Origin of the sequence: Enterococcus sp. HMSC072F02 (assembly GCF_001837725.1) — a bacterium.
GTDB classification, from domain to species: Bacteria; Bacillota; Bacilli; order Lactobacillales; family Enterococcaceae; genus Enterococcus_B; species Enterococcus_B lactis.
Map to the genome: position 1 here is coordinate 29,431 of NZ_KV833963.1, position 16,612 is coordinate 46,042.

The window sequence follows — 16,612 nt, forward strand, 5'->3', positions numbered from 1 at the left end:
TCTTCTGAACGAGTGATACGGAAAATACTCATACAGCTTGTAGATTTAGCTAGTTGTTCGTATAATGTGTAAAGAGGAGGAGTAGTATGCGCAATGAAATGATGCATCGTCCTGTAGTCAAAGAAGAACTATTGGACTTTATGCGTACCCAGCAAAAAAAATTACCGGGTGAGCTAGGCAAATTGGAAGAAGAAGCTCATGTAGCAGAAGTACCGGTTATTCCCCACGAAACAGTTGTATTTTTGAAATTTTTACTTGGACAGATTCAGCCTGAACGAATCTTAGAGATCGGTGCAGCTATCGGTTTTTCATCAAGTGTCATGGCGACAACAATCGGAGAAAATGCTCATGTTACGACCATTGATCGTTTCGATGTCATGATCGAGAAAGCGAAAAAAAACTATGAACGTCTAGGATTGACAGATAAAGTAACCTTGCTTGAAGGGCAAGCCGCAGATATTTTGCCTGAATTGTCTGGTCCATATGACTTTATTTTTATGGATAGTGCAAAATCAAAATATATTGAATTTTTACCTGAATGTTTGCGTTTGTTACGAAAAGGTGGCGTTTTGATGGTAGATGATATTTTCCAAGGAGGGACGATCTTGCTCCCTGATGAAGAGATTCCTCGTGGCAAACGAGCTATCCATCGTAAATTAAATGAATTCCTTCGTGTCGTGATGAACCATCCTGATTTGACATCGACCATCTTACCATTAGGCGATGGTGTAATCTTAATGACAAAAGAAGCAGAAGAAATCGATTGGTGATACATGATTATGACAATCAGTAAGTGATTGATTATATCAAGGAATCCATCTAAATTTGATGTGAAAGAGACTGTATTTGTAAAACAACTGAAGGAAATAGTAAATAGATTGAAATAAACAGGAGTAAGCATGAAGACAATGCAACTCCTGTTTTCGACTGATAACCTTAGAATAGATGGAAGCGAATGTTTCTTTTCAAAGGATTGATTTGGTAGTTGAATTAAAATAATTGGCTATTTGCTAATTAAATAACTATTTCGTATTGACAGAAGCAATTTAATTATCTATAATTATTGATGTTCCGCTGATTCCTGTCATAGTAGCTCAGCTGGATAGAGCATCCGCCTTCTAAGCGGACGGTCGGGGGTTCGAATCCCTCCTGTGACGCTAAAAAACCGTTAGAAACGTTTGTTTCTAGCGGTTTTTCTTTTGCTTTGTGCCAAATATGTGCCAAATGAATTTTATTTAGTTGTAAATGGAAGAAAGGACAGCAGATACTTTAGGTTTATTCTTTTGCTTCAGTTCGTCCAATACGTGAGAATAAACTTCTTGTGTGATTGAGATATCTTTATGACCTAGGTGTTCAGATACATATAATAAATCAATTCCTTCATAGAGTAACACGGAAGCATTTGTGTGTCTAAGCCCATGAAAGGTGATAGCCGGCTCTATAGATAACTGTTTTTGAATCTTTTTTAGCGTCTTATTTACAGCGTTTGAAGTAATCATTCCGTTTAAAGGATTGTAAAATACGAGATTATGCTCATTTTTTATGTTCATTTGTTTCAATAATTCTAATTGTTTTTGTTTGTACTCTTTCAGAATGCTAACTGTATGATCATCAATATCAATTCTTCTAACAGAAGATTCATTTTTCGTTGGTCCAAATCCTTGATGTAATAACCAAGTTTTATTAATATCAATTGTTTGTTCTTCAAAATCTATGTCATTCCACGTCAAACCTAATAGTTCGGCGTATCTAGCGCCTGTAGCGCCTCCTATGAGAATTAAGTAAGGCGAAGTGTATCTCACGTCTAAACGGCTCTCAGTGGCTCTCATGAGACGTTTAAAATCTTCGTAGTTTAAATACTTCTCTTCTTTTTTCTTTCCTTCTTTTTCTCCTTTGATAACTGGATTACGTGTAAAATCAGTAAAAATAATTTTTTCATCTAAAGAATCAAGTATCGCAGCTCTCACATGAGTGTGGAATCTTTTTGTAGTTGCTTTAGCGTGAGTTTTAGAAAATTCATTTAGTACTTCTTGATATTTCTGTTTAGTCATATCTGCCAATGTATCAAAGGGCATATATTTTTTTATGTTAGACAGATTATCTAAATATCTTCTGTATGTAACATCTGACACAGAACCTTTTTTATAAAGTTTGATCCAATTTTCGTAATACTCATAAATAGTTATATTTTTTTTATCTGGATTGTATCCTTTATTTAGCTGACTTTCCATTTCTGTAGCTTCAGCTTTAGCATCGTTTTTAGTTCGGAAACCAGATTTTCTCATCTTTTTGTATTTTCCATCTTTGCTTTTATATGAAATTTCATATTGCCAGCTATTTCCACGTTTCACAAATCTTGCCATGATTGAATCGGCTCACTTTCTTTGATACAATAGACAACGTAAAGAAGCCTATTGTAATAGGTTTGTTTTTTCATAAGACACGCTTCTACTTTGGACGGTGGGGCGTGTTTTTATTTAAATAAATCCCAAAAACTAAATGTAGTTTTCTTGTATACTTTGTTGTAAGCTGCTTTTTTCGGATCTTTAATCCAGCCACTTACTTTTTTTTCATAACCAGGAATAACTGCTTTTTTTTACAGCACGTTTTGCTTTGCGAGTTGTTCGTGCGCTAATTGATTTTTTTATGCTTGGTTTTCTCATACCTATTTTCATCTAAATCCTCCTTCACATCGCATGCAGATATGTACTTGTTGTTAGATGATTCACAAGTAATTTTTTTATATATTCTTCACAATCGTAATCGATTCCATAGTAATCCATAAATTTCATATAGTTGATTTGATCTACAGCTAAAGCGAATAGATTCATATAATCTTGCAATAAAACTTCGATCATGAATCTATTTGCTTCATCTTCCATCTTCGAGTGGAAAACAGATTTACTGTATAATGCGATCAATTCGTTATGGCTTAGTGCATGACGTGATTCATGTAGTAAAACCTTGTTTCGTTCCATCTCCACTAAATTTTGATTAATAAAGATTGTCCTCATTTCGGGAAGGTAAAATCCTTCAGACTCAATATTGGTAATTTCTACATCAATCCCGTTTTCTTTTAACAAATTCTCAACGTTATCCATACACTACGACCTCACTTATTACTTTTTCTACCTTGCAAAAATATTCTTACTGCCTCTTTATCTTGCTCTGTAAGTGGCTGGCCATTCCAAGTCATAGCTCCTTTCAGAGCCTCTTCTAACTCTGTTTCTGTTACTCTACTTGAATGTGGGTCATCTTCTCTGCCTAGAAGATAGTCTACAGAGACGTTGAAATAATCAGCTATTTCTTGTAAACGTTCGGCTGATGGGTTCGAATTTTTTAGTCTGTATAAAACATTTTTGCCGTATCCTAACTCCTCTTCGACTTTATTTAATGATTTCCCTTGTTTCCTTGCTAATTCTTTTATTCTCTCAAACGTCGTCATATCAATATTCCTTTCGTTCAAGAAAAAATATTTAACATTTTTTGTTAAAAAAGGTTGCTCAATTTAACAAATAATGTTAATATCATTCTTGTAAACAAGTTTAACAATTAAAAAGACAACAAAAAACACTATTGATATATAAATGCAGACCGCCAAGAAAGCTTTAAAATCAATGTTTTTATGTCTTATTTAACTATGTTTTGATTTTAACACTGTATGTTAATTTAGTCAATGAAGTTTTTAATATAGTTGTTAAATTTGTTTACAAAAAAATAAAAAGAAGGTGGAAAGATGACAGATATTGCTGAAATCACTCAACGAGATAGAGAAAAAATCAAAAAGTATGTCGAAGGTTCTAAGTTCCTAACGTACACCATGCTAGCCGAAAGATTTGGAATTAGTAAAAGTGAATTGTCTTTGATTATCAATGGTAAAAAGACAACTGCAGAAGCGAACAAAATTATTGATTCGATTATTGTCATGTATGAGTTATGACGACAGGAGGAACAACAAATTGCAGTATTTAAACGCAAAAATTCCGATCCCTGAAGATTACGTTGTTATCTCAAAATTTGATTATGAGGAGCTGCTTGATCAAACGGAGATTGGTGTTTGGTGGTCATTAAAAGATGTTCTAAAAAAAATCAATCGAAGTTCAGAATGGTTTAAACAAAATGTTTTATATGTCCCAAAATTTCGAAAAGTTTTAGATGTGAATTATGGAGGATTTGTTCAATACCCGAAAGGAGTTGGTGGAAATTATTTATTTTTAGCAAGTAAAACCAGAGAATTTCTAGAAACAAATTTCTCTGAGATTTTAAAGGATTAGGAGGACATACATGACAGAATTCACCATTACAGACGGACATATGTCTCATACCGTCAAAACAAAAGAAGAGGCACAACGTATTATTGATCGATACTTTGGAAAAGTGGAGAGGAATAACATGAAAGAATTTTTAGAAAAACGAATTAAGGATGAATATCTTCGTATTCTTGAACGCAAGGTGAAAGGTTGGGGCGCGAAAGAACTCAATGCATACATTGCAGGCACAAGTAATACGCTAGACAACCTAATAAACGATTTTCAAGCTAATGGTCTGCTGCAAGACACAGAAGCAAACGAGCTAGACGATCTATTAGAAATAATAGATGATCTATCAGAAACAATAGATGAGCTATAAAACGAAGGAGGGCAAAGCAATACAAATAAGAAAACCAATCGTTGAGCGTTCGAGTAGCAAAATACTACTTGCATCAATTGCCGAAGACAAAGAGCCCGTGTACAAAGTTCGTCAGTTACAAGCACTTTGCTATATCAGCTTGGTTCTAAACGTCATTTTATTGTCTGTTGTCTTTGCCATTTTATAGAAAGTGATGATTTGATGCACAAATCAAAAAAAGACACGACCGCCGGCAAGCAAAATAGTGTCCAAAAGAAAAATCTTTTAAACCATTATAACACAGGAGGAAATAAATGATTTCAGTCAAAGGGTTAGGCGATGAAATATTCGAAGCAATGATGAATAAAGCTCAACGAGATGTACAAGAAAAGATTTTGACTGCTGCTAGTTATGGTCAAACGAGTTGCACGATTCGCTCAAAAGGGCTAACACCTTCATTTTTAGCGGCATTGGAAACAGAAGGCGTATCTAGCATTGAACAAGACAATGACACATTAAAACTATTTTGGGAATTTTAGGAGGTTGTGATGAAAAACTTTGATTCTTTAGGCGCAAGACAGCAACCACCAAATGAAGCTAGTCCTGTTGGAGTTGATTGGCAAGGAAATTCTTTGTATCAAGGCGATTCTTGCTATTTAACAGAAGAAGGCTATGTACCAGTAGACGACATTCTAGAGTATGCCCAACAACATTATCCAAAAATTGAACTAGGAGGAATTTAGGAATGGCAAATGACTTAACACAAACAACACAACGTTCATTAGATGAACAGGTAATCAGTAATCTTGGACGGTTACAGGAACAAGGCTTAGAAATGCCACCAGGATATAGTCCACAAAATGCTTTGAAAAGTGCTTTTTTTGAACTAACCAATAATACAGGCGGAAATCTTTTGCAGATGGCCGCAACTAATCAAGAGATGAAAACATCAATCTCCAATGCATTGTTAAACATGGTTATTCAGGGCTTATCTCCAGCGAAAAAACAATGCTATTTCATCAAATACGATAAAAAAGTCCAGCTAATGCGTTCTTATTTTGGGACGATGGTCGTTCTTGATCGTGTAACTGGAGGAGCAGATATTACGCCTGTAGTCGTTCGACAAGGCGATGAGTTTGAAGTTGCAATGGATGGACCAAACATGGTTGTCAAAAAGCATGAAACAAAATTTGAGAATTTAGACAATGAAATCATTGCAGCCTATGTAGTCATCAAGTTAGCAAATGGTAAAGAAACCACAACAGCCATGACAAAAAAGCAAATCGATCAAAGTTGGGCGAAGTCAAAAATGAAAGGTTCTGGACCGCAAAAGGAATTTCCAGAAGAAATGGCTAAACGGACAGTGATCAATCGTGCAGCTAAAGTATTAATCAACACAAGCAACGATAACGATTTGTTAGTTCAAGCTGCAAAAGAAACGTTAGAAAATGAATTTGACAATGATCGGAAAGATGTAACACCACAAACAGAAAAAGTGGCTACTCTCGAACAAAAACTCTTTTCAAACAAAAATATTGCTGAACCAATTCAAACAGAAGCTGAACCAATCGTGATTCCTGATGATGTACAAGAAGGAACAACGCGTGTTGCTAATGTTCCCGGTCATCCAGAAATTGAACAAGCTCATTTTATTGATAAAGAAGATATCGAGCCAGTGCAAGAAGAACTGATCGATATTCCAGATTTTGGACGTGAGGAAGGTGTAGACGATGTCTCAGAATTTGAAGACGACGAGTACCCTTTCTGATGAGAATTATTACTCCAATGAAGCTGACTGGCAGTACATGTCAACATCACAATATAAGTCCTTTTTAAAATGTGAAGCCGCAGCCTTAGCAAAGTTGAAAGGCGATTGGGCACCGACGTCTGATCCCAAAGCCTTACTCGTAGGAAACTACGTACATTCTTATTTTGAATCAAAAGAAGTACATGAAGCATTCAAAAAAGAAAATAAATCCAAAATGTTTTCTAGTCGGAAGCCGTATGGATTGTTGAAAGATTTCCAAATTGCTGAACAAATGATTGAACGACTTAAACAAGAAGAAGTGTTCATGAATATCTATCAAGGTGAGAAAGAAACGATTGTGACTGGGGAACTATTTGGAACGACATGGAAAGGCAAGATTGATTGCTTGAATGTTGAGGATGAGTATTTTGTTGATATCAAAACAACCAAAGACATGCACGAACGTAAATGGAATGAAAATTATGGATCAAGAGAAACATTCCTAGTCAATTTTGGATATGTACTTCAAATGGCTATATATCAGGAGTTACTTTTACAGCAATACGGAAAGACGTTTACACCGATCATTGCAGCTGTTTCTAAACAAACACCAAGTGAAGCTAGGCTTATAACAATTGAACAAGACAAAATGAATTACGAACTTGTCTTATTAAAAGAAAAAATTGAGCGAATTGTCAGAGTGAAGAATGGTGAAGAGAAGCCGAACCATTGCGGTTTATGCGAGTACTGTAGGGGTAATCTTCCAATAACTGGATTCACTAGCATGGACGATTTATAGAACGGTGGGTGAGTAGATGGCAGACAAAGGCTGGATAGCACTTCACCGAAATATCCGAGATCACTGGGTATATCAAGAAAAAAGAGTTTTCTCTAAATACGAAGCGTGGCTAGATTTGCTGATGGATGCCAATCACCAGAATAATAAATTTTTATTTGACGGCCAACTAATAGAGGTAAATCGTGGGGAATTTATTACATCAGTAAGACAGCTATGTGAAAGATGGGGTTGGTCAAACACCAAAGTAAATCGGTTTTTAAAAATGTTGGAAGATGATCAAATGTTGATTCGAAAAAGCGACAGTAAAAAAACTGTTATAACCATTGTCAATTATGACTTTTATCAACGTTACGAATCTAAAGAAACGACACAGAAACGACAGCAAAACGACGCAGAAGCATCACAGAAACACACAAACAACAATGATAAAACAATGAATAACAATGTAAACAATAATAATCCTCGTACCTCTCGAAAAAAACGAGAGTACGCAGATGATGATCCAAATAAAAAATTGGCCATTCTTTTATTAAAACTCATTCGAAAAAATCAAAACATCAAAGAACCTGATTTGGATAAATGGGCGAATACGATTCGTTTAACAATTGAATCTGACAAACGAACTGGTAGAGAAGTTCAAGACATGATTGTGTGGGCCACTAGTAATGATTTCTGGTCTGGAGTGATTTTATCACCGACTAGCTTAAGAAAGCATTTCGATAAGATGGCTATCCAAAAAAATAAAAGAAAGCAACAAAATATTTCTAATGATGAGTTACCAGAAACAGGTGAGGATTGGTAATGGATAAAAAACTAAGTGCAATGGCTGCACCTTACGGCGGATTAAAAACAGCAGATCATAATTGCCCGAAATGTGGTGATCCATTGTATATCTGGAAAACAAAAAATAAAGATGGTACTGATCGATGCGGTCCTACATGTATCAATAAGATTTGTGGTTACCGAGAAATGGTAACTAAAAATCAAAAAGAAGCTATCCAAAAAGCGAATGAAGCAATGAAAAAGGACGCTTTCAATCGAATGCTTAACAGTTCAATGATTACAGATGATGCCATATGGACCTTCGATTTTGATGGATACAAAGTAGTTGATCAGGAAACAGCACAAATAAAAGCGATGGCTCAAGAATGGGCTAAAAAAATCGTAAGGGGTAGCACGATTCACGCGGTGATTACTGGTAGAACAGGAGCTGGAAAAACCCATCTAGGTGCTGCAGTAATCAAAGAAGTAATGATGACATCTAATTATAAAATTGCCTGTTCATTTATAAGCTATCGAGAATTATTAGAGCAATTGAAGTTCGCAATGAATGATCCAGAAGCAAGAAAAGCTGTGACAGGATCGTTGATGGCTGAAATTAAAAAGACGGATTTTGTAGTGATTGATGATTTAGGTGCGGAGCTAGGAAGAATGGAAGAAAACAATCAAGCAACACCATACGATGTTGATGTTCTCACATCGCTCACAGAAGCTCGTTTAAACAAAGCTACGATATTCACGACCAATTTATCATCGAAGCAATTAAAACACGCATACGGCGAGAGAGTGTTTTCTCGTGTAATGAATGGGACAAAAGGGAACATCGCTGTATTTAAAACAACGACAGATAAAAGGAGGAATCCAGTTTGACCTTTGTAGTGAAAAAAATGTGCTACTTAGATAGCCGAGGACGAGGAGAAGCTAGTGTTGAGTTTGCTAAACATTATATGACTAAAGAAGAGGCTGATCTTGTTGCAAGTGTTTGTGGCGGCGAAGTGGTCGAAGTTATTAAACACGAACGCCGATTTTCAAAACCTAAGACAAAGCCAGTGAAAAAAGAAAATTGTTGTCCGAAAAGTAACCAAGCATGGATGAGAGGTGCAAAATGACTTGTTTAAAATGCAACGATGAAACGGTTATTTGGTATAAGACATCGCTTGGATGGTCAACTTGTGAACCTTGTCCATTATGCAATGCAAATGGACGACGTTCGAAAGAACGACTCGAAAGACTAAAAAAGGAGCATAGCAAATGGCAACCAGAAGCAAATATGGAAACAAAAAACACGAAGTAGACGGAATCACATTTGATTCAAAGGCAGAAGCTCGTTATTACATGAAGTTAAAACGAAACGGTATGAGTTTTATGCCATTATCTGAAATTTACTGTGCCATGCAAGAAAATGTTCTGTTGCAAGAAGGGTATCTATGCAACGATCGTAAGATTGCGCCGATTTATTACCGAGCTGATTTTGTGATTTATGAGAATGGTCAAGTGAAAAAAGTGATTGATGTCAAAGGTTATCAAGATGCAATCTCTATGCTCAAAATGAAGATGTTTGCTTATCGATACGGTTTTCCAGTGACATTTGCTAAGTTCGATTCAAAAATCAATAAATTCATTGAAATGGATTGTTTTGAATCAGCAAGACAGCAACGAAAAAGACAAACGGAACGAAGAAAGAAGAAACTACATGACGAAACTTCTTCATAAAAACTATTATTTAGAAAAATAACCTATAAGCAAAGTAACTATAGAAGATATAACAGCAATTAAAACTTTTTCAAAAAAAGGATGTCGATTAAAAAAAGATTGGTTACGCAAAAAGTTTTCTCCAGAAACAGTAACTGTAGGATAAACGGCTTCTAATTCAGGAAAAATCTCTTCTTCGCGTTCCAATATCTCAATATTGCTTACGTACCCTTTCTCAATAGCTAAAAAGATTGCATTGAGATGATCGTCGTTATCTAAATAAGCATATCTTATGTTTTTGTTTTCCGTATATTTTCCACTAGCTACATTTTTTAAGAACTTGTTCAATATACGTGATTCTGTTTGTTTATCGAAAAATTTAACGTAGAACTTTGATCCAATTATTTTACTAAATTTTCTTCTCAAATACATCTTTAAAGACACGTTAATTTTATAAAGCATCTTGATTTCAACTCCTTAATAAAAATCATATCAAAGAAAGCAGGAAAATAAAATGACAAAACAAGTAAATTTCAGACCAGAATTGAAGAAAGTGACATCAAAATCTAATGGAAACACAGAAGTATTACTAGTTGTTAGCAATGGATCGCTGAGAGGTAGTACTGAAAATTTAACGGAGTTTCTTGGCTCAACAGTGACTGTAGTAATTCAACCAGAAACAATCGAATACACAGTACCAGTAAATAAGCAAACGAAGAAACCAAATATTGAATATGTTGTGAATTCAGATGGCACAATCGAAATGTTCAAAGAAGAGCAGACTTCACTTGATATCGGCGATGGTGTAGAAGAAGTTGAGAATGTAACAATCCTAGTATCAAAAGAAACTGTTGATGATTTTATTAAAACAGCAACGACATTACAACTACCAGAAAATGTCACCGTAAATATTCGAGACGTTCTTATCCGTTTAGATGAAGGCGATAGTATGAATGAAATTGCTGCAGATCATGAATTATCAGAGACTGCTTTAATTGATCAAATCGAATTAGCTAGACAATACTTTGCTCCATATGCAGATACCTGGTCCAAACATAAGGATGACATCATTTTTCCAGAGGAACAATGAGAGTAACTGATCCAGTAATTATCCTTGAGGAAGCCAAATTTGTTTGGACTCACGAAGAGATAGAGCAAGCACGCTTGCTCTTTTCTCAAGGAGTTAAGCCGAGCAAAGTAGCTGAAATAATGGATCAAAAGATCCTTGATATCGGATTGCTTTTGCTCCATCTAGCAGAAAAAAATTTGATTTGAGGTGAAAATGATGATTCAACTTGCAGGAATCCAAACAGGGAAAATTTATTTTTCCGGAGAAAGCAAGAGTGAGGCAAGCCAATGGTTGCTTAAAACATATACGAACAATAAGAAGTTAAGAAAAAAATATCCTGATGCGTTGCTAAAGGATGATCAGATTATGCCGGAACCGATGATTATATTAAATACCTCCATAATAACGAGCAAATAATCATTATGGAGGATATCAATAAATATTTATCTGTTAACGATTTGTATATCCAAAGGTGAAACTCGATAGTCTACACCCTTGTAGTGAATATTTACGTACGGAAAATCATAGAGAGTATCTGCATCAGATCTATGAATAGGCGCATATAATTCTGCTCCTTCTTCCAACCATTGACTAGGTGAGGCTCTATGTTCACCCATTACACATTTATCGTCGTCATTTAGACACTTCCAATTTCCTAATAAGTTAGCATAAACATATTTTGCCATATATATTTCTCCTTGATTATTATTTGTCAGCATATTATTTTCTGACAAATAAATTATATCAATAAAGAATTACCTTATGCTATTGCTTTTTTATAGACAGCTTATTGAGGTTGAGTTCGCCAGTACGAGTAGTAACTTTGATGTCACTGATATATTTAAGTGTTTTTAAAGTTGGAATATCATCTTCAGTGAAATAAGCAAATAGTTCAGGGGAATTTTTCATATTTAAAAATTCTAAATCAGTTTCTTCAAATCGTTGATTAATTAATTCAAGTAATTTAGTTTTATTCATTGTTGATCACCTTTAGTTTTATATTTCGATTAAATACCTCGATAAAGGTATTATAACAAACAAAAATATGATTTAGGGGTCTTACAAAAATACTAAAATTTTTTCAAAGAGATGATTCAAAACGAACAATAAAATTTGGTCATCTCTTGTTAAACAGTAAAAGTCGAACGATATATATTCCAGAAAGGATGTTTGTATGGGAAAAACAAAATCGAAAATCAAGAAGAAAAAACGTCGTTTGGAACAAAAGGCAATCCAGAATGGAACGGCTAAGAAAAAATAAAAAAAGCCACCTCTTTCGAGATAGCAGCGCAATACTATTTTATCATATAAGGGGTGGCGTTTGTGAGATTTCAGTGGTTAAAAGATTATCAAGAACTTGATGAGCAGATTCTTTACTTAAAGTGGAATCTTAATAAAAGTAAGCTTGAATTGAATCGATGGGTCAATGGAGATTTAGCAGACGTCCGTATCGAAAAAAATTCTAGATCAGCTTCTTTAGAAGAAAACATCGAAAAGATAGAAAATGAATTGAGACTATTAAATGAACAAAAGGAAGAAATGCTATTACTAATAGATAGCTTTTCTGGTATTGATAATCAAATCATAAAGATGAAATATATTGACGGAATGAAGCTGGAAGACATCGCAGAGGAAATCGACTACGCTCCATCGTATGTTAGACAGCGACATGCAGAAATAAGAAAAACTCTGAATTTTATAGACGAGTATGAGCAAAGACGTGCTGATCAATGTAAAAAAGAAAGTGAAATCGAGTTCTACAATAGCGAGAAGTACAAAGAACAGCTGTCTTTATTCTAAAATTACAATGTTCACTAAATGTTCGAACATTGTAGCTATGTAAACATTGTTTGCAGCATGATATTCTATTAGTGTCAAAAAAATATGAAAGAGCCAAGATATCCCAACTATTTTATTAATTGGTATCTGTGGCTCTTTTCTATTGCTTTGATTAGACAGCAATAAACAAAAATAAACTAAAAGGAAATGGAAAAGTTTCTTTTAAATTTTCGTGTTTATCTATTCTATCAATGGCTACTGTTTATTATTGTTTTACAATGAGCAAAATGAATTGTTTAAATGGTATAATTCATTTATGAAAAGGAGGCTATTCATAAATGATAAAAGAAAACCAAAAAATACGATATGCCATTTTAAAAGAAATTGAAAATGGAAATTACGAAAATCTTGATTTTGGTATATTGGGAATTTCAGAAGAACAATTTAATGACCAGTTAAATTTTTTGAAAAATGAAAGTTACATTGTTGGTGGAACTTACGGTAGCAATGTTTTATTACCTGCTACTTATAGATTTTTAAAACTGACTGAAAAAGGCGAAATTTTTTTAGCAGAGAACTCAACATTTTCTAAAACATATAAAATGGCAAAAGAAATTAGAGATTGGATAAAATAGGTGTGAGAAGTCTGATGTATATCAGGCTTCTCTTCTTTTATTTTGAAAGGAGTTTTATCTATGAATGATTTTCATGAGGCTGTACTTACTTTTGATGTTCCAGCGGGTATGGGGCAAGTTTATAAAAAAGCAATTGAAGATGATAACAGTAGGCATTGGATTAAAAACGAAATAAAAGATGGCGATGGAAATATTGTGATCAGCAATATCAAGCCAGTATGGAATGGTAATTATTGCAATGTTGATATTACTGATGGAGTACGAGGTCATTCGAAATTAACTATCACATTGCTTTCTAGAACATTGCCAAACTTACAAGAACAGGTTGATTGGTATAAACGTATGGGTGCAAAAGTAATCAGTACAAATTACAAAGGAGAGAATCAAAATGGTAATGAGAAAAATTAGATCATCAATTACTGGAACGGAGTATTGGGATTCAGAAAAGAAAAAGACTGTTGTGGTTCCGAAAGGTCAAGAACCTGATTTTGAAGTAACGGAAGAAAAAGGAATCTTAATTGATGATGGAAGTTTTATGACTATCAAAGGTGAACCAATAACTAATAGCAATGAAGTTCTTGATAGTGATGGCAACACTACTAATGACTTGGATGGAGACGAAGTTACTAACGATCAGTCTGTGGAAGAAGCAGATAAACTGGACAACATGACTGCAAAAGAATTGCGTGCATATGCTAAGAAACATGGTATTGATATTCCTGGCGCTATCCGTGCAAAAGGCGACATCCTAAAATTTATCCGTGAAGCAGAATGAAGTATTGTCAGTTTGACGGATGTACGAACAAGATAGCAAAGGGAATATATTGTACTGAACACAAGCGATCAAGCAAATCACGTAAGAAGAAGCAACAAGCAAAGTCTGTTTATCATCATGAGAACAAACCATTCTATCGAACGCAAGCATGGAAGGATATGCGTCAATTTATTTATGAAAGAGAAGGTGGTCACTGTCAGCGATGCGGTCAGTTTATCTTCGGCAAGAGGGCACATGTCCATCACATTGTACCCATCAAAGACAATGAACTGCTTAAGCTTGATCCAAACAATCTCATGCTTTTATGTTCAAAATGTCATCCAATTGTTGAAAATGAAACGGAAGACAAAAAAGTTTTCCCTTCGTATTTCAATTGAAGCCCCCCTATCCATTTTCAAAATTTTTTCGCGTGGGGAGATAGGGTAGCGGGGAGTCACGCGCATCGTTAGGTCAAATTTTTCAAAAAACAAAGGGGGGTGTATACAAATATGACGACTAAAGTGCAACGTAAAGCGATTGTTGATGAAAAAGTAAGTGCTGAAAAAGCTCGTATTTTAAAAATAATGAATTTGTCTGATTTGTACACCATCACTCTTGATCCATTAATCGAATCATATTTGGATATTTTTGAAATTTACCAACACAAATATCTTTTGTGGAAGGAAAAAGGCTTTCCAGAGACGCAAAAATTCACGAATAAATCAGGGGCCACTAATCAATCGAAGCATCCATTGGCGCAGCAAGTAGAAACTTGGGCAGATAAAAAAATGAAAGCTCTAGATTTGTTGGGGCTAACGAATAAGGCTAAAACTGGTAGACAAATAACTGGCGGATCGACTGCAAGAAAAGATGAAGAAATTACACGCCCAGAAGAAAAGCCAGTAGATGAACTAGCAGCGCACAGAAACAAATGGCGTAAGAAGGCAGGTACTGAAAAATGATCGAACCTGGTGTAAATTATGCTGATTTATTTGCAAAAGAAGTAAGAAAGAAACCTAAGAAGTATCCTAAAACCGTTCGTTTAGCAATAGATCGCTGGTATCAGTGGAAAAAAAGAAAAGATATTTGGTTTGATGTAGATCGTGCCAATGAAATGATGGATTGGGTAGAATCATTTATTGTTCATACAAAAGGTGAGATGGTTGGAAAGCCATTCATTTTAGAACCTTGGGAAAAATTTATCTATTCTTGGATTTATGGTTGGGTTAAAGAAAATGAAAAAGGCCAAATTGTACGCGTTACTCGTGAGGCTTATGTCCAGATTCCAAAAAAGAATGGTAAAACATTGATTGCCGTAGGTTCATTAGGCTATGCAATGTATGGAGAAGGTGCTTTGTCAGTCGATTGTTATGCATGCGCTTCTGACTTTGCTCAAGCTCAATATGCTGCCAAACCTTTTGCAGCTACAATATTAAACAATCCAATCCTACTTGAAGGAACTAAAATATTTAAAGGACCAAAGGGAACTGTTTCTAGTATTACTTATGATTATATTCATGAAGATATGGCTTATTCGAATAAATTTATTGTTCAAACGAAGAATATCGATAACATTGAGGGTTCTAATCCATATTTTGTATTGAATGATGAGCTGCATAAGCAAGAGAAAATGGAACAGTATGACAATTTTAAGTCTGCACAAATCTCTTTGCCACAACCATTGATGTTTAATATTTCAACTGCTGGGAAAGGTTCATCGTCTGTTGGAATGCGCGTATATCGTGAAGCAAAAGAAGTGTTGAAACGTGATGATAATGATTCGAACTTTGTTCTAATCTATGAACCAAATAAAAACTATGATTGGACGGATAGAAAAGTTTGGGAAATGTGCAATCCTAACTGGGGAATATCAGTTGATCTTTCCGCCTTGGAGTCAGCGTTTAAAACGGCACAACGTTCAGCACATTCAAAAGCCGAGTTTCTAACGAAGCACTTGGATGTATTTGTAAACGGCGCGGATAATTTCTTTGAACAGGATCAAGTAGAGCCGTGTTTGGTTACTACCCAAGAGCTTGGAAATTTAAGTGGTGAACCTTGTTACATTGGTTTGGATTTATCACGCACACGAGATTTGACCTGTGTGTCTTTAAACTTCCCAACGTGGGATGAAGATGGAAAAGCGGTCCTTAAAGTGAAGCAGCTTTATTTTATTCCCAATGAAGATTTAGAGTTTCGAGAAAAAGAAGATAACGTGCCTTACAGCGATTTAGCTGAACAAGATTTTGTTGAATTTTGCGATGGTAAAATGATTGATCAAGATCAAATCTTGCAGTACATCGAAGACTGCATGGATTTATACGATATACAACAAGTGAATTATGATCCAGCGATGAGCGACAAACTTGTTGAGAAATTGGAGAACTTAGGATTGGAATGCGTTGAGGTTGCCCAATATCCTAAAGTGTTGAACGCTCCTTTTGATGATGTCGAACGGTTGTTTTATGAGAAACGAATTCAATTTGATAATCCATTGTTCCTTTATTGCACCTTGAATGTTGTAGCAATTACCAATATCAACGGACAAAAAGCGCCAAGTAAACGTCAATCAAAGAAAAAGATTGATGGGTTCGTGGCGTTTTTGTGTGGTCATAAGGAAACGATGAATCAGATGACAGATATTGATTCGGATGAATTAGATGATTACCTTAGTTCCATCTATAGATAAATAGAAAGGCGGTGAGAAATATTGAAATTACGTGATCGGTTATCGAATGCAGTCTATTCCTTT

The 16,612-nt window shown here is 35.0% G+C and carries 28 protein-coding genes, 1 tRNA gene and 1 pseudogene; 23 read left to right on the forward strand and 7 right to left on the reverse strand.

Translation table 11 applies throughout. The annotated features are described in order from the left end of the window. The first annotated feature begins 86 nt into the window (after positions 1–86). Positions 87–770, forward strand: a complete 684-nt coding sequence (locus HMPREF2731_RS08570) for an O-methyltransferase (protein WP_002292364.1) — start codon at positions 87–89, stop codon at positions 768–770. Positions 771–1,083: 313 nt separating this feature from the next. Next, positions 1,084–1,157 (forward strand) — tRNA-Arg (locus HMPREF2731_RS08575). Positions 1,158–1,235: 78 nt separating this feature from the next. On the opposite strand, the gene HMPREF2731_RS08580 is transcribed toward HMPREF2731_RS08575, so the two are convergent. The 4 genes and pseudogenes from HMPREF2731_RS08580 to HMPREF2731_RS08595 all read right to left on the reverse strand — a co-directional run bounded on the left by HMPREF2731_RS08580 (position 1,236) and on the right by HMPREF2731_RS08595 (position 3,445). Beyond that, positions 1,236–2,363 carry a site-specific integrase gene (locus HMPREF2731_RS08580; RefSeq protein ID WP_070872741.1) on the reverse strand — a complete coding sequence of 376 codons (1,128 nt, stop codon included), beginning with the start codon at positions 2,361–2,363 and terminating at the stop codon, positions 1,236–1,238. A gap of 110 nt (positions 2,364–2,473) precedes the next feature. After that, positions 2,474–2,675: pseudogene (locus tag HMPREF2731_RS08585) on the reverse strand (hypothetical protein). 12 nt (positions 2,676–2,687) lie between these two features. Further along, entirely contained in the window at positions 2,688–3,101 is a 414-nt protein-coding gene (locus tag HMPREF2731_RS08590) for an ImmA/IrrE family metallo-endopeptidase (RefSeq protein WP_070872743.1), read from the reverse strand. 11 nt (positions 3,102–3,112) lie between these two features. Then, positions 3,113–3,445, reverse strand: a complete 333-nt coding sequence (locus HMPREF2731_RS08595) for a helix-turn-helix domain-containing protein (protein WP_070872745.1) — start codon at positions 3,443–3,445, stop codon at positions 3,113–3,115. A gap of 291 nt (positions 3,446–3,736) precedes the next feature. Between HMPREF2731_RS08595 and HMPREF2731_RS08600 the strand changes: the two genes are divergently transcribed. From HMPREF2731_RS08600 to HMPREF2731_RS08650, 11 genes are all read left to right on the forward strand, one after another. Then, positions 3,737–3,940, forward strand: a complete 204-nt coding sequence (locus tag HMPREF2731_RS08600; RefSeq protein WP_070872747.1) for a hypothetical protein — start codon at positions 3,737–3,739, stop codon at positions 3,938–3,940. A gap of 19 nt (positions 3,941–3,959) precedes the next feature. Next, entirely contained in the window at positions 3,960–4,274 is a 315-nt protein-coding gene (locus HMPREF2731_RS08605) for a DUF771 domain-containing protein (protein WP_070872749.1), read from the forward strand. Between the two features lie 10 nt (positions 4,275–4,284). Continuing rightward, complete coding sequence (locus HMPREF2731_RS14485; protein ID WP_141762873.1) at positions 4,285–4,629, forward strand: hypothetical protein; 345 nt, start codon at positions 4,285–4,287, stop codon at positions 4,627–4,629. Between the two features lie 293 nt (positions 4,630–4,922). Next, positions 4,923–5,147: a hypothetical protein gene (locus HMPREF2731_RS08615; protein ID WP_002369161.1), complete on the forward strand. Its 225-nt coding sequence runs from the start codon at positions 4,923–4,925 to the stop codon at positions 5,145–5,147. 9 nt (positions 5,148–5,156) lie between these two features. Next, a complete protein-coding gene (locus tag HMPREF2731_RS08620) occupies positions 5,157–5,351 on the forward strand; it encodes a hypothetical protein (RefSeq protein ID WP_070872751.1) in 195 nt (64 codons plus the stop codon). A 2-nt stretch (positions 5,352–5,353) separates the two neighbouring features. Then, a complete protein-coding gene (locus HMPREF2731_RS08625; protein ID WP_070872753.1) occupies positions 5,354–6,376 on the forward strand; it encodes a recombinase RecT in 1,023 nt (340 codons plus the stop codon). Then, complete coding sequence (locus HMPREF2731_RS08630) at positions 6,339–7,154, forward strand: PD-(D/E)XK nuclease-like domain-containing protein (RefSeq protein WP_070872755.1); 816 nt, start codon at positions 6,339–6,341, stop codon at positions 7,152–7,154. The genes HMPREF2731_RS08625 and HMPREF2731_RS08630 overlap by 38 nt, the downstream gene beginning before the upstream one ends. Before the next feature lie 16 nt (positions 7,155–7,170). Then, entirely contained in the window at positions 7,171–7,956 is a 786-nt protein-coding gene (locus HMPREF2731_RS08635) for a hypothetical protein (RefSeq protein ID WP_070872758.1), read from the forward strand. Further along, a complete protein-coding gene (locus HMPREF2731_RS08640) occupies positions 7,956–8,804 on the forward strand; it encodes an ATP-binding protein (RefSeq protein WP_070872760.1) in 849 nt (282 codons plus the stop codon). Before HMPREF2731_RS08635 ends, HMPREF2731_RS08640 begins: the two co-directional genes overlap by 1 nt. Beyond that, the gene (locus HMPREF2731_RS08645; RefSeq protein ID WP_010725777.1) at positions 8,801–9,043 is read left to right on the forward strand and encodes a hypothetical protein; all 243 of its coding nucleotides are present in this window, start codon (positions 8,801–8,803) and stop codon (positions 9,041–9,043) included. Before HMPREF2731_RS08640 ends, HMPREF2731_RS08645 begins: the two co-directional genes overlap by 4 nt. A 142-nt stretch (positions 9,044–9,185) precedes the next feature. Further along, positions 9,186–9,647 (forward strand): DUF1064 domain-containing protein, encoded by a 462-nt coding sequence (locus HMPREF2731_RS08650; protein ID WP_010725775.1) that lies wholly within the window; start codon positions 9,186–9,188, stop codon positions 9,645–9,647. A 6-nt stretch (positions 9,648–9,653) separates the two neighbouring features. Here the strand turns inward: HMPREF2731_RS08650 and HMPREF2731_RS08655 are convergent, their stop codons facing one another. Beyond that, on the reverse strand, positions 9,654–10,088 hold the full coding sequence (locus tag HMPREF2731_RS08655; protein WP_010725774.1) for a hypothetical protein: 435 nt from the start codon (positions 10,086–10,088) through the stop codon (positions 9,654–9,656). 52 nt (positions 10,089–10,140) lie between these two features. On the opposite strand from HMPREF2731_RS08655, the gene HMPREF2731_RS08660 reads away from it, so the two are divergent. The 3 genes from HMPREF2731_RS08660 to HMPREF2731_RS08670 are packed head-to-tail and all read left to right on the forward strand — an operon-like array spanning position 10,141 to position 11,112. Beyond that, the gene (locus HMPREF2731_RS08660; protein WP_053812945.1) at positions 10,141–10,716 is read left to right on the forward strand and encodes a hypothetical protein; all 576 of its coding nucleotides are present in this window, start codon (positions 10,141–10,143) and stop codon (positions 10,714–10,716) included. Continuing rightward, a complete protein-coding gene (locus HMPREF2731_RS08665; protein WP_070872762.1) occupies positions 10,713–10,901 on the forward strand; it encodes a hypothetical protein in 189 nt (62 codons plus the stop codon). The genes HMPREF2731_RS08660 and HMPREF2731_RS08665 overlap by 4 nt, the downstream gene beginning before the upstream one ends. Positions 10,902–10,908: 7 nt before the next feature. Next, positions 10,909–11,112 (forward strand): hypothetical protein, encoded by a 204-nt coding sequence (locus HMPREF2731_RS08670; RefSeq protein WP_070872764.1) that lies wholly within the window; start codon positions 10,909–10,911, stop codon positions 11,110–11,112. Positions 11,113–11,138: 26 nt separating this feature from the next. Here the strand turns inward: HMPREF2731_RS08670 and HMPREF2731_RS08675 are convergent, their stop codons facing one another. Both HMPREF2731_RS08675 and HMPREF2731_RS08680 read right to left on the reverse strand, forming a co-directional pair. Further along, complete coding sequence (locus HMPREF2731_RS08675; protein WP_070872766.1) at positions 11,139–11,381, reverse strand: hypothetical protein; 243 nt, start codon at positions 11,379–11,381, stop codon at positions 11,139–11,141. Between the two features lie 79 nt (positions 11,382–11,460). Then, entirely contained in the window at positions 11,461–11,673 is a 213-nt protein-coding gene (locus HMPREF2731_RS08680) for a hypothetical protein (RefSeq protein ID WP_070872768.1), read from the reverse strand. Positions 11,674–12,018: 345 nt separating this feature from the next. Between HMPREF2731_RS08680 and HMPREF2731_RS08685 the strand changes: the two genes are divergently transcribed. The 7 genes from HMPREF2731_RS08685 (at position 12,019) to HMPREF2731_RS08715 (ending at position 16,549) form a co-directional block, all read left to right on the forward strand. Then, entirely contained in the window at positions 12,019–12,495 is a 477-nt protein-coding gene (locus HMPREF2731_RS08685; protein WP_070872770.1) for a hypothetical protein, read from the forward strand. 317 nt (positions 12,496–12,812) lie between these two features. After that, complete coding sequence (locus tag HMPREF2731_RS08690) at positions 12,813–13,109, forward strand: YjcQ family protein (protein WP_002301744.1); 297 nt, start codon at positions 12,813–12,815, stop codon at positions 13,107–13,109. A 60-nt stretch (positions 13,110–13,169) separates the two neighbouring features. After that, complete coding sequence (locus HMPREF2731_RS08695; RefSeq protein ID WP_002317347.1) at positions 13,170–13,517, forward strand: hypothetical protein; 348 nt, start codon at positions 13,170–13,172, stop codon at positions 13,515–13,517. Beyond that, positions 13,498–13,884, forward strand: coding sequence for a hypothetical protein (locus HMPREF2731_RS08700; protein WP_002369123.1), 387 nt, complete (start codon positions 13,498–13,500; stop codon positions 13,882–13,884). Before HMPREF2731_RS08695 ends, HMPREF2731_RS08700 begins: the two co-directional genes overlap by 20 nt. Then, on the forward strand, positions 13,881–14,261 hold the full coding sequence (locus HMPREF2731_RS08705) for an HNH endonuclease (protein WP_070872772.1): 381 nt from the start codon (positions 13,881–13,883) through the stop codon (positions 14,259–14,261). The genes HMPREF2731_RS08700 and HMPREF2731_RS08705 overlap by 4 nt, the downstream gene beginning before the upstream one ends. Positions 14,262–14,372: 111 nt before the next feature. After that, complete coding sequence (locus tag HMPREF2731_RS08710; RefSeq protein ID WP_069972692.1) at positions 14,373–14,825, forward strand: P27 family phage terminase small subunit; 453 nt, start codon at positions 14,373–14,375, stop codon at positions 14,823–14,825. Then, a complete protein-coding gene (locus tag HMPREF2731_RS08715; RefSeq protein WP_070872774.1) occupies positions 14,822–16,549 on the forward strand; it encodes a terminase large subunit in 1,728 nt (575 codons plus the stop codon). Before HMPREF2731_RS08710 ends, HMPREF2731_RS08715 begins: the two co-directional genes overlap by 4 nt. The last annotated feature ends 63 nt before the right edge of the window (positions 16,550–16,612 follow it).